The organism is Achromobacter sp. ACRQX, assembly GCF_022346505.1.
In the GTDB taxonomy this organism is placed as follows: domain Bacteria; phylum Pseudomonadota; class Gammaproteobacteria; order Burkholderiales; family Burkholderiaceae_B; genus Achromobacter; species Achromobacter animicus.
The window spans coordinates 25,997-38,120 of sequence record NZ_JAKRML010000011.1 but is presented as its reverse complement, the minus strand read 5'-3'; the positions used below and the strand labels follow the sequence as shown (position 1 = coordinate 38,120).

The 12,124-nt window shown below is 64.1% G+C and carries 12 protein-coding genes; 2 read left to right on the top strand and 10 right to left on the bottom strand.

Annotation, left to right across the window (positions count from 1 at the left end):
* Window positions 1-2: 2 nt before the first annotated feature.
* The 4 genes from rplT to MHZ91_RS12350 form a co-directional block, all read right to left on the bottom strand.
* Entirely contained in the window at window positions 3-362 is a 360-nt protein-coding gene (gene rplT / locus MHZ91_RS12365) for a 50S ribosomal protein L20 (protein ID WP_006218741.1), read from the bottom strand.
* A gap of 17 nt (window positions 363-379) precedes the next feature.
* Window positions 380-577 carry a 50S ribosomal protein L35 gene (rpmI, locus tag MHZ91_RS12360; protein WP_008159912.1) on the bottom strand — a complete coding sequence of 66 codons (198 nt, stop codon included), beginning with the start codon at window positions 575-577 and terminating at the stop codon, window positions 380-382.
* Between the two features lie 263 nt (window positions 578-840).
* The gene (locus tag MHZ91_RS12355; protein WP_239213810.1) at window positions 841-2,571 is read right to left on the bottom strand and encodes a YifB family Mg chelatase-like AAA ATPase; all 1,731 of its coding nucleotides are present in this window, start codon (window positions 2,569-2,571) and stop codon (window positions 841-843) included.
* 117 nt (window positions 2,572-2,688) lie between these two features.
* Window positions 2,689-2,964, bottom strand: a complete 276-nt coding sequence (locus MHZ91_RS12350; RefSeq protein ID WP_239213808.1) for an accessory factor UbiK family protein — start codon at window positions 2,962-2,964, stop codon at window positions 2,689-2,691.
* A gap of 674 nt (window positions 2,965-3,638) precedes the next feature.
* On the opposite strand from MHZ91_RS12350, the gene MHZ91_RS12345 reads away from it, so the two are divergent.
* Window positions 3,639-3,977, top strand: a complete 339-nt coding sequence (locus MHZ91_RS12345; RefSeq protein WP_006218735.1) for a P-II family nitrogen regulator — start codon at window positions 3,639-3,641, stop codon at window positions 3,975-3,977.
* Between the two features lie 28 nt (window positions 3,978-4,005).
* Window positions 4,006-5,244 (top strand): ammonium transporter, encoded by a 1,239-nt coding sequence (gene amt / locus MHZ91_RS12340; protein WP_175124021.1) that lies wholly within the window; start codon window positions 4,006-4,008, stop codon window positions 5,242-5,244.
* A 194-nt stretch (window positions 5,245-5,438) separates the two neighbouring features.
* Here amt and ptsP read toward each other — a convergent pair whose 3' ends face one another.
* The 6 genes from ptsP to thrS form a co-directional block, all read right to left on the bottom strand.
* Window positions 5,439-7,340, bottom strand: a complete 1,902-nt coding sequence (gene ptsP, locus MHZ91_RS12335; RefSeq protein WP_370647804.1) for a phosphoenolpyruvate--protein phosphotransferase — start codon at window positions 7,338-7,340, stop codon at window positions 5,439-5,441.
* Window positions 7,276-7,545 carry an HPr family phosphocarrier protein gene (locus MHZ91_RS12330; protein ID WP_006387993.1) on the bottom strand — a complete coding sequence of 90 codons (270 nt, stop codon included), beginning with the start codon at window positions 7,543-7,545 and terminating at the stop codon, window positions 7,276-7,278. The genes ptsP and MHZ91_RS12330 overlap by 65 nt, the downstream gene beginning before the upstream one ends.
* A gap of 108 nt (window positions 7,546-7,653) precedes the next feature.
* Window positions 7,654-8,055, bottom strand: coding sequence for a PTS sugar transporter subunit IIA (locus MHZ91_RS12325; protein ID WP_056569684.1), 402 nt, complete (start codon window positions 8,053-8,055; stop codon window positions 7,654-7,656).
* 15 nt (window positions 8,056-8,070) lie between these two features.
* Window positions 8,071-9,057 (bottom strand): glutathione synthase, encoded by a 987-nt coding sequence (gene gshB, locus MHZ91_RS12320; RefSeq protein ID WP_218343342.1) that lies wholly within the window; start codon window positions 9,055-9,057, stop codon window positions 8,071-8,073.
* Window positions 9,058-9,223: 166 nt separating this feature from the next.
* A complete protein-coding gene (gene infC, locus MHZ91_RS12315) occupies window positions 9,224-9,775 on the bottom strand; it encodes a translation initiation factor IF-3 (protein WP_076812461.1) in 552 nt (183 codons plus the stop codon).
* Between the two features lie 20 nt (window positions 9,776-9,795).
* Window positions 9,796-11,748: a threonine--tRNA ligase gene (gene thrS, locus MHZ91_RS12310; protein ID WP_175124019.1), complete on the bottom strand. Its 1,953-nt coding sequence runs from the start codon at window positions 11,746-11,748 to the stop codon at window positions 9,796-9,798.
* Between the last annotated feature and the right edge of the window lie 376 nt (window positions 11,749-12,124).

Sequence of the window (12,124 nt, the reverse complement as noted above, 5' to 3'; positions counted from 1 at the left end):
GATCAGGCAGCCAAGGCAGCCTTGGCTTGCTGCACGATGGCGGCAAAGCCGGCCTTGTCGCGCACGGCCAGATCGGCCAGGACCTTACGGTCGAGTTCGATCGAAGCCTTCTTCAGGCCAGCGATGAACACGCTGTAGCTGACGCCATGCTCGCGGACGGCCGCGTTGATACGCGTGATCCACAGAGCGCGGAACGTGCGCTTCTTGTTACGACGGTCGCGGTAGGCGTATTGGCCAGCGCGCATGACTGCTTGCTTGGCAATACGGAACACATTACCGCGGCGGCCACGGTAACCCTTGGCGGCGGCAATGACTTTCTTGTGACGTGCGCGGGCAGTTACGCCGCGTTTGACGCGAGGCATAGTAGATCTCCCTTAGATCAAGCGAAAGGCATCATGGCCTTGACGGAGGCCACGTTGGAGTCATGAACCGCTGCAGAGCCGCGCAGTTGACGCTTGGCCTTGGTGGTCTTCTTGGTCAGGATGTGACGCTTGAACGCCTGACCACGCTTGATGGAGCCGCTGCCGCGCACCTTAAAGCGCTTGGAAGCGCTTTTCTTGGTTTTCATCTTGGGCATGATGATTCCCTAAACTAAAACACGCATTGTTGATTTACATGACGCCAGGTGCTTGACGCCAAAGACGCCAAAACTTGTAGACCTGTTGCCACTTCTGGGGGTCGCAACCAACGATTTTTGAACTGCAACGTTGATTCGCGGATCTTTCCCGAAGGCGGACAAATAGCTACCCACATCCGGAAAAGCCTTTGATTATATGGTGATTTCCTGGACTTTGTCGAGTCGGAGAGTGCTCCGCGAACAACGGGGACAGGAGGCGGGGATCATACGGCTGTTCGCCGGTACTGCACCGCCTGGGCGACGTGACTGGCCGCGAGCACGGCCTGGCCGTCCAGGTCCGCGATCGTGCGGGCCACACGGAGCGCCCGGTGCATGGCCCGGGCGGAGCCAGTCAGGCGCCGCATGGCTTGATGCAACAGCGCCTGCGCGTCGGCGTCCATGACGCAGAACTCGTCCAGCTCGGCCCCGGCCAGCGCGGCGTTGATCTTGCCCTGCCGGGCAAGCTGACGCTCGCGGCAACGGACGACGCGCTCCCGGACAGCCTGAGACGCTTCGCCCGGCGGCGCGGCCATCCAGGCGGGATCGGAGGGAGGAAGGGCAACATGCAGGTCGATCCGGTCAAGCAGCGGCCCCGAGATTTTGCCCGCGTAGCGCGCCACCTGATCCGGCGTGCAGGTGCACGCCCGCGCCGGATGGCCCCGCCAGCCGCAGGGACACGGATTCATCGCCGCGACGAGCTGAAAACGCGCGGGAAACTGCGCCGCGTGCAGCGCCCGGGAGATGACCACCCTACCCGCTTCCAGGGGCTCTCGCAGCGCCTCGAGCGAGCGGCGGCTGAACTCGGGCAGTTCGTCCAGGAAGAGGACGCCGTGATGCGCCAGGCTGATTTCGCCGGGACGCGGCCGCCCGCCCCCACCCACCAGCGCCGCCACCGACGCCGAATGATGCGGCGCCCGGAAAGGCGGCTGGCCGGTCAGCGCGTCGGGCATGCCGGCCATTGCCGCCACCGCCGCCGCTTCCAGCGCCTGGCTCCGCTCGAGCGGCGGCAGCAGGCCCGGCAGGCGCGCGGCCAGCATGCTCTTGCCCGCGCCGGGCGGCCCCAGCATCAGCAGGCTGTGCCCGCCTGCCGCCGCGACTTCCAGCGCGCGCCGCGCGCCGGGCTGGCCGCGCACGTCGGACAGGCACGGGACGGGCGCAACCGGAGGCCACGGTGCGGGCACGGCATCGGGCAGCAGCGACGCGCCCGCAGCATGGGCCGCCACGTCCGCCAGGCAACGCGCCGACAGGACGCGCAACCCCGGGACCCAGGCGGCCTGCTCGGCGCTGCCTGCCGGCAGGATCAGCGTGGCATCGGGCGCGTCGCGGGCGACGCTCAAGGCGATCACCAGCGGCGCGGCGACCGGCACGAGCGCGCCGGTGAGGGACAGTTCGCCGGCGAGCACCAGGCGGGAGAGCGCGGGATCGGGCGCACGAGGCTGATCTGCGTGACGCTCGCCGGCAGGTCCCGCGGCATGTGCGCCGAGGCTGTCGCCGGCAGGTTCGTTGGAAGTGCCGTCGGGATCTTTACCGGGATGCTCACCGGGACGTTCGCCAGGAAGTTCGCCGGAGCGGCCCGCGCAGCGGTCTACGGACTGTTCGCCCGAATCCCCACCGGAACGTCCGCCCCGCTGCCGGCCCGCCTGCGCGCCATCTTGGGCAGGCGCGGCCAATTGACCGGACGCTAGCAGCACGCCCAGCGCGATCGGCAGATCGAAGCGGCCGGACTCCTTGGGCATGTCTGCCGGCGACAGATTGACGGTGATGCGCCCCGCCGGAAACTCGAAACCGCTATTGATGATGGCGGCCCTGACCCGCTCGCGGCTTTCCCGGACCTCGGTATCAACCAGCCCGACCACGTTGAATCCCGGCAAGCCGGGGCCGAGGTGTGTTTCGACGCGGACCGCATGGGCGTGCATGCCGCTGAGGGCCCTGCTGGCGAGTACGGCAAGCGTCACGGGGGTCTCCGGATGAGTTCGGGACGCCAGTATCCGCAAAAACAAACGGCCGCGGAGAGCGGCCGTGACAAAACGATCTCGCGCTGGACCCGCGCGTGGCGGGTGCGCGGCGCTTGCTTACTTGTCCAGGCCCGTCGCCGGACCCTTGTCCAGACCCGTCAGGCGCTGTTCCATCTGCTGCACCTGGGCGGCCAGCTGATCGACCCGGGCGCGCGTACGTGCGAGCAAGTCGGCCTGCACGTCGAACTCTTCGCGGGTGACCAGATCGAGCTTGGAAAACGCCTGCATCATCATGGCGCGCACATTGCGCTCGACGTCCGCCGCGGGACTGCGCGCGATCAGGTCGGAAATATTCTTCTGAAGGTCTTCCATCCACTGGGTGCGATTGTTCATATGGGCCTCTCGATGTTCTTGATGGCTCAAGTGTAGTGCGTCGGCCAGATTGTTTCAGGCGGGGCCGGTTGCGCCGCCGCAAAAAAAAGGGCGGGCCGCATGCGGTGACCGCCCTTCAAAGCACAGGAGAAAACCGGGCTGCCTGACGGCAACCCCCTACCAACACCACTAACCTTGCCGCCGGTCTATCCGACCGCGCAGTGCATCGTCCATATGGCGGATGCACGTCCTGAGTCCGATTCAACTCGAGCCCACACCGGTCAACAAGCCGACCCGTGTAAACCCTCGTATCACGGTCGCGCCCCAATTTGGACGGGTCCCAACGAATTCCAGCTGGGGTGGAAAGGCCGTCGGCGGGCAAAGAACCGCAGCCCGCAAGGCTGAGCGCCGGACGACACGCTTTGTTGACGCGACTACGCACAAGTGTCGGCACACATCCGCACCCCAACCGCTCGCATTAAATGGCTACAAATCCCTCTTGCGGATCACATGTGGTTGCATGTGACTGCTACGCGTTGTTGCGCACCAAATTGAGGCCGGCCTGCGGTGCATAGCGCACCACAACGGTGCCGTTTTGCACAACTTTTGCGCCGTTCCCGGGCATCGCCAGCGCTGGCCAACATGGCATGGATATTGCTTTAACCACTGAGCGTGCAACCAAGAGAGGAAATGCCATGAAACTCATCATCGCCATCATCAAGCCCTTCAAGCTCGACGAAGTGCGGGTGGCTCTATCCGGAATCGGGGTCCAGGGCCTGACCGTCACCGAAGTCAAAGGCTTTGGCCGCCAAAAAGGCCACACCGAACTCTATCGCGGGGCGGAATACGCCGTTGACTTCCTGCCCAAGCTGCGCGTCGAGGCCGCCGTGCCCGACCACCTTGTGGACCAGGTCATCGAAGCGATCGAACAAGCCGCCCGCACCGGCAAGATCGGCGACGGCAAGATCTTTGCCGCCCCCCTTGAACAAGTCATCCGTATCAGAACTGGCGAAGCCGGCGAAGCTGCGCTGTAAATAAATAAAGACTCAATGGAGCCTGAAAATGGATAAAGCAGATATTTCCTGGTTGCTCGTCTCTACCCTGCTTGTATTGATGATGGCCGTACCCGGCCTGGCCATGTTCTACGCCGGCCTGGTGCGCAGCAAAAACGTGCTGTCCGTCTTGCTGCAAGTGTTGTGCACGTTCGTGCTGGGCCTGGTTCTCTGGTTCATCTATGGATATTCCCTGGCGTTCACCGAGGGCAATGCCTTCTTCGGCGGCCTCTCGCGCGCTTTCTTCTCTGGCATGTTCAATCCCGCCGACGGCACGTACGCCATGTCGAACTCCCTGACCGAGCTGCTGTTTGCCTCGTTCCAGGCCACGTTCGCTGGCATCACCTGCGCCCTGGTGGTCGGCAGCTTTGCCGAACGCGCCCGGTTTTCGGCCGTGCTGGTGTTCACGGTGATCTGGTTCACGTTCGCCTACATCCCCATCGCGCACATGGTGTGGTTCGCCTCTGAAACGGCGCCTGGCCTCTTGAACGCACAAGGCGCGCTGGACTTTGCCGGCGGCACCGTGGTGCACATCAACGCCGGCGTGGCCGGTCTGGTGGGCGCCTATGTGGTTGGCAAGCGCGTGGGCTATGGCCGTGAAGCCATGCAGCCGCACAACCTGCCGATGACCTTCGTGGGCGCCGCCCTGCTGTGGGTGGGCTGGTTCGGCTTCAACGCAGGTTCGGCCCTGGCCGCCAACGAGAACGCCACGCTGGCCTTCTTCAACACCATGATCGCCACGGCGGGCGCCGTCCTGGCCTGGTTGTTCACGGAATGGGCCATCAAGGGCAAGCCCTCGATGCTGGGCGCCGCTTCGGGTGCCGTCGCCGGCCTGGTCGGCATCACCCCCGCCGCGGGCCTGGTCGGTCCGGTGGGCGCACTGATCATCGGCGTGGTTGCCGGCGTGGTCTGCGTCTGGGGCGTGAACGGCCTGAAGCGCATGCTGCGTGCCGACGATGCGCTGGACGTGTTCGGCATCCACGGCGTGGGCGGCATTGTGGGCGCCCTGCTCACCGGCGTGTTCAATGCGCAGGTCTTCGGCGGCCCCGGCCTGGCCGAGCCCTCCATGATTGCTCACCAACTGTGGGTCCAGCTGGAAGGCGTGCTGCTGACCATCGTCTGGTCCGGCGTGGTGGCATGGATTGCCTACAAGATCGCCAATGCTCTGTGCGGCCTGCGTGTGCCGGAAGACCAGGAGCGCGAAGGCCTGGACGTCACCAGCCACGGCGAATCCGCGTATCACAGCTAAGGTGCAGCGATGCTCCCGCCGCGACCCGCGGCGGGGTGGATCGGAAAATGAAAGAGCCCTTCATCATGAAGGGCTCTTTTTTATGTCTGCTTGCTTGGGACGGTGTCAGACACCCGGCAGGGATGATCGTCAGCTTGTGGCAGCGACTCGACGGGTGTCAGACACCTGGTTCAGCCATCGCCGCGAAGGACGAATCAGACCGGGCCGAGCGCGTCCAGGTCGACGGGCAAGGCGCGGTTCAGCGCCGACGCCACCTTGATGCGAAGCGCATTGGAGTGCGCCCGGCGGACCTCACGCTTGACGTCCAGCAGTTGCTGCGGGTGCATGGAGAACTCGGTCAGACCCAGCCCGAGCAGCAGGCGGGTCATGCGCGAATCGCCTGCCATTTCACCGCAGACGGCCACCGGCTTGCCCGCGCGCTCGCCGGCATTGATGGTGTTGGCGACCAGGCGCAGCACCGCCGGGTGCAGCGGATCGTAAAGCGACGCCACATCGTGGTCGCCGCGGTCGATGGCAAGCGTGTACTGGATCAGGTCGTTGGTGCCGATGGACAGGAAGTCCAGCGCCTGGGCAAAGGGTTCGATGGCGATGGCGATGGCGGGAACTTCAACCATCGCGCCCACTTCCATGTGCGGCGCGTAGGCCTGGCCACGGGCATCGAGTTCGCGCCGGGCGGCCTCGATGGCGGCCTTGGTCGCGACGACCTCGTGCATATGCGCGATCATCGGGATCAGCAAGCGCACCGGTCCGTGGGCGGAGGCCCTCAGGATGGCACGCAACTGAGTCGCGAACATCTCGGGGCGCGCCAGGCAGTAGCGGATCGCGCGCTGCCCCAGGGCGGGATTGGTGGCTACGGTGGCCTCGCCGTCCAGCGTCTTGTCAGAGCCGATGTCCAGCGTGCGGATCGTGACCGGACGGCCGGCCATCACCTTGACGACCGAAGCATAGGCCTCGTACTGCTCTTCTTCGCCGGGCAGATCGGGCCGGCCCATGAAGAGGAATTCGCTGCGGAACAGCCCGATACCGTGCGCACCGGAAGCCAGCGCCAGCGCGGCCTCGTCCGGCAGCTCGATATTGGCGTGCAGCACGATGTCGATGCCATCCAGGGTGACGGACGGTTCGTCGCGCAGGAGGCTGAGTTCGGCGCGCTCGTCGGCGTAGGCGGCCTGGCGACGACGGTATTCCTGGAGGATGCGTTCGGACGGATTGACCACCACGACGCCAACCGAGCCGTCGATGATCAGCATGTCGCCGTCGCGGACCAGTTCGCGCACATTGCCCATTGCCACCACCGCGGGCACGCCCATGCTGCGCGCCACGATCGCGGTGTGCGAGGTCGGTCCGCCCAGGTCAGTGACAAAGGCGGCAAAACGTCCGCCGCGCAAGCGCAGCATATCGGCGGGCGAGATATCGTGCGCCACCACGACCAGGGCGTCGTCGCCGCCCATGTGGGACATGTCGGGCAGGATCGCCGACGTGCCGGCCAGGACGTGCAGCACGCGCTCGATCACCTGGCGCACATCCGCCCCGCGCTCGCGCAGGTATTCGTCTTCCATGGCGTCGAACTGCTGGCCCAGAATCTGGCCCTGCGTCGTCAGCGCCCATTCGGCGTTGTAATGGCGCTCGGCGATCAAGGCGAGCGTCTGTTCGGCCAGGAGCGGATCGCCCAGTAGCAGACTGTGTACGTTGAGCATCGCGCCCAGCTCGCGCGGCGCGTCGGCCGGCAGCGTGTCGGCCAGTTGCAGCAGTTCCTGCTGAGCTGACGCCAGGGCCTCGGTCAGGCGGGCGCTTTCCGCGGGCACGTCTTCCGGCGAAATCCGGTAGTGCGCGACTTCAAGGGCGGCAGCCCCCATGACGACGGCGCGGCCGATGGCGTAGCCCTTGGCGACACCCTTGCCATAGAGGCACACAACGGGGCCGGCAGAACCAGCCGCTTGAGGTGCGCTGGTCGCGGGCGCGCCGGTCGTGGGCACGCCGGTTGCCGCTACGGGCGAACCGGCCCGAGCCGGGCCGGTTGCTTCAGGAGAGGGTCTATTCCTGCTCACCGAATTTGCTGTCGAACAGAGTTTCGATTTCGGAAAGCGCTTGCTCGGCATCGCTGCCGGAGGCCTCCAGCTTGACGGTGACGCCCAGTCCGGCTGCCAGCATCATGACGCCCATGATGCTCTTGGCGTTCACGCGTTGCGCACCGCGCGAAATGAAGATCTCGCTGGAAAACTTGCTGGCCAGCTGCGTCAGCTTGGCGGCGGCCCTGGCGTGCAATCCCAGTTTGTTGCTGATGACAATGTCAGTATTAGGCATAGGAAAGGTGGTGACCGCGGGCTATGCCGCAGTGTTGATCGCAGCCAATCGTCGTACCGATCGTCGGCTTGAAATAATAGCCGACATAATAGGGCAATTTTCCGCCCGTCAGTCTACCCGCAAGACGCCCTGCACCCCGCCAGCAAGCGCCTTTTCGCGGGTTTCGGCCAGCGGCAGGTTGCGGTAGGTCAACGCGCGCAACAGCATCGGCGTGTTGAGACCCGCGAGCACACAGCACTGGATGCCCTGTGCCTGCGCATCGGCGACCGCGCGCTTGGAGATGTTGGCGGGCGTGGCGCCGATCAGGTCGGTCAGCACCAGGACGCCCGCGCCGTGGTCCTGCTCGAGGATGTCTTTCAGGACATCCGGCGCCAGGTCATCCGGCAGGTCTTCAGGCAGGATGTCATGAATTGCCAGCATGCCGTCCAGATCGCCCATGACGTGGCTCGCGCATTCGCGCATTGCCGCGCCCAGAGGCGCGTGCACGACGATCACAATACCCGTGGTCATGTCGGTTCCGAAAAATCAGGCAGCGACGGAGGCGGCGCTGGCGGCCTTGGCCGCCACGGCCTTTTCGAGCGCCTGGACGAACATGCCGGCCACGTCGAAGCCGGTCTGTTCGGCGATTTCCACGAAACAGGTGGGGCTGGTGACGTTGACTTCGGTAACGAAGTCGCCAATGACGTCCAGGCCAACCAGCAGCAGACCGCGGGCCGCCAGCTTGGGCGCCACGGCTTCGGCGATTTCGCGGTCGCGGGCAGACAGTTCCTGCGCGACGCCACGGCCGCCGGCGGCCAGATTGCCGCGCGTTTCGCCGGCCAGGGGAATGCGGGCCAGGGAATACGGCACGGGTTCGCCGCCAATCAGCAGGATGCGCTTGTCGCCCTTGACGATGTCGGGGATGAAGCGCTGCGCCATGATGGTGCGCGCGCCATTGTCGGTGAGCGTTTCCAGGATGGCGTTCAGGTTGGGGTCTTTGGGCTGCAGGCGGAACACGCCCGTGCCGCCCATGCCGTCCAGCGGCTTGACGATGACATCCTGGTGCTTGTCGTGGAACGCCTTGAGACGCGCCATGTTGCGGGTGACCAGCGTGGGCGCGGTGAACTCGCTGATTTCGGTGATTGCCAGCTTTTCCGGGTGGTTCCGGATGGCCGCACCGCCGTTGAACACGCAGGCGCCCTGCGCCTCGGCGTATTCGAGCAGATGCGTGGAATACACGTATTCCATGTCGAACGGGGGGTCCTTGCGCATCACGACCGCGCCAAAATCCGCCAGCGGCAGATCCTGGGAAGCGGATTCGCGCCACCAGTCGTGACCGTGCAGGTCGGCATCCGCCACCAGCTCGATCGGCGTGGTCTGCGCCTTGACGACGCCCGCCTCGATGTAGAGGTCGCCCTGCATGGCCACGCTGAGCGTGTGACCGCGCGCCACGAGGGCACGCATCATGGCGACCGAACTATCCTTGTACGCCTTGAGCAGCGGCAAGGGATCCAAAACGAACAAAACGTGCATCGCGACACCCTGAACGGACGCCGCCTCCCCTGGTGGGAAGGCGGCTATGCTTTGTGACATCGTAGCGTAGAGCCGGTCAATAAGCGAACCCGCCGGTCACGAGACGGACACGGCGGGTTGCAGGACCGCAAGGCGGAGCCTTGCATGAACCGGATACGGCGGGCGCTCAGGCTGCCGATTCGGGCTTGCCTGCAGGCACAGCCTTTTTCTTCGGCGCCAGCACCATGACCATCTGACGGCCTTCGAGCTTGGGCATGGCTTCGACCTGGGCAAGCTCCAGGAGATCGTCGCGCACGCGCTCAAGGACGCGCATGCCAAGTTCCTGGTGAGCCATTTCACGGCCACGGAAACGCAACGTCACCTTGGCCTTGTCGCCCTCTTCGAGGAAGCGGCGCAGGTTGCGCAGCTTGACCTGATAGTCGCCCTCGTCGGTCGCCGGACGGAATTTGACTTCCTTGACCTGGATGACCTTCTGCTTGGAGCGGGCTTCGGCTTGGCGCTTTTGCTCTTGGTACTTGAACTTGCCGTAGTCCATCAGACGGCAGACCGGCGGCTCGGCGTTCGGCGCGATTTCCACCAGATCCACGTCGTTTTGCTCGGAAAGACGGAACGCGTCGGCAATCTTGACGATGCCCAGCTGTTCTCCGTCCAGACCTATCAGGCGCACCTCGGGGACGCGGATTTCACCGTTGATGCGATTGGCTTTTTCAGTGGCGATGTTGAAAGCTCCTAGAAATGTTAAGCAGCGCTGCTATCGGGTTGATTGACGTCGCGACGGGTGGCGACGTCTTCGGACAACCGGGACACAAAGTCGTTGAACGGGATGGCGCCAAGGTCCAGGCCGCCCAATCCACGTACCGCGACAGTGCCGTTTTGCTTTTCCTTGTCGCCGACGACAAGAATGTACGGCACCTTTTGCAGGCTGTGTTCCCGAATTTTACGAGTGATTTTTTCACCGCGCAAATCGGACTCTACTCTAAAGCCTTGTTTTTTCAGGCTTTGCGTGATTTCGGCAGCATAATCGGCCGAAGGTTCGGAAATGCAGCATACAACTGCTTGCACGGGCGCCAGCCAAGGCGGCATGGCGCCAGCGTGGTTTTCGATCAACATGCCGATGAAGCGCTCGAGCGAACCGAGGATCGCGCGGTGCAGCATGACCGGCGGGCGGCGCTGGTCGTTCTGGTCCACGTACTCGGCGCCCAGGCGCACGGGCATGGAGAAATCGACCTGGATCGTGCCGCACTGCCAGTGACGGCCGATGGCGTCCTTGAGCGTGTATTCGACCTTCGGACCGTAGAAGGCGCCCTCGCCCGGCGAGATTTCGAATTCGCAACCCGTGCGGCGCAGGCTTTCCATCAGGGCGGCTTCGGCCGTATCCCAGACTTCGTCCGTGCCGATACGCTTTTCAGGACGCGTGGCGACCTTGTACAGGACTTCGGTAAAGCCGAAGTCGCGATAGACCTTCTGCAAGAGCGCCGTGAAATCGGCGCATTCGTCCTGGAGCTGGTCTTCGGTACAGAAGATGTGGCCGTCGTCCTGCGTGAAGCCGCGCACGCGCATCATGCCGTGCAGCGAACCGGAGGGCTCGTTGCGGTGGCATTGGCCGAATTCGCCGTAGCGCAGGGGCAGTTCGCGGTAGGAATGCAGGCCGGCGTTGAAGATCTGCACGTGGCCCGGGCAGTTCATGGGCTTGAGGCCATAGACGCGGTTTTCGGACTCGGTCGTGAACATGTTTTCACGGTAGTTGTCCCAGTGGCCGGTCTTTTTCCAGAGCGAAATGTCCAGGATCTGCGGCGCCTTGACTTCCTGGTAGCCGTTGTCGCGGTACACGCTGCGCATGTATTGCTCCACTTGCTGCCACAGGGCCCAGCCCTTGGGATGCCAGAAGATCAGGCCCGGGGCCTCGTCCTGGAAGTGGAACAGGTCGAGTTCGCGGCCGATCTTGCGGTGGTCGCGGCGCTCGGCCTCTTCGAGCATGTGCAGGTAGGCTTCCTGCTCTTCTTTCGTTGCCCAGGCGGTGCCGTAGATGCGCTGGAGCATCTCGTTCTTGCTGTCGCCGCGCCAGTAGGCGCCTGCCACCTTCATCAGCTTGAAAACCTTGAGCTTGCCCGTGGACGGCACGTGCGGGCCGCGGCACAGGTCGATGAAGTCGCCTTCGCGGTACAGGCTCAGCGTCTCGTTGGACGGGATCGAGGCGATGATTTCCGCCTTGTACTTTTCGCCGATGCCCTTGAAGAATTCGACGGCGTCGTCGCGGGACCATTCTTCGCGCGTGACGACTTCGTCCTTCTTGGCCAGTTCGGCCATCTTCTTTTCGATGGCGGCCAGATCTTCCGGCGTGAAGGGGCGCTTGTACGAGAAGTCGTAGTAGAAGCCGTTGTCGATCACAGGGCCGATGGTGACCTGGGCATCAGGGAAGAGCTCCTTGACGGCATAGGCCAGCAGGTGGGCGGTCGAGTGGCGGATCAGATCCAGGCCGTCCGCATCCTTGGCCGTCACGATGGCCAGACGGGCGTCTTCTGCGATGCGAAAACTGGTGTCGACGAGCTTGGATTCCGCGCCGTCGAACGTCACGCGGCCGCCCAGGGCAGCCTTCGCCAGGCCCGTACCGATCGATTGCGCCACTTCGGCAACCGTTACCGGTTCCGGATATTGGCGCTGCGAACCATCGGGCAATGTGATCTGTACCATCGGGAGTGCTTCCTGGGGTTCTTGGAACTGAAAAACAAAAACAGAAACGAAAAACGCGGCCTGGTAGCCGCGTTCATTTGATTGTCTTGATGAGTCCTACCGCTGACCTGACACGGTGAAACCCGACGCACGAAAAAACTAACGCGACATGGGGCGAAAGTTCCGGGTCGTAGTTCGTGCGGGCGGGAAAAACATGTTTGGGCCTGTTGGTGCGCGCACTGCGGGGCGCGAATCAAGGTGCAGCAAAACAAATGCAGCCGAAATAGCTGCATGGATCGTTGCCGATTGTAGCACCGTTTGCGGGCTTTCCGTGGCGAAAACGCCACGGAGGATTGCAGTGAGCGCACCGGGGACGCAGCGAGATGTTTAGTGCCGA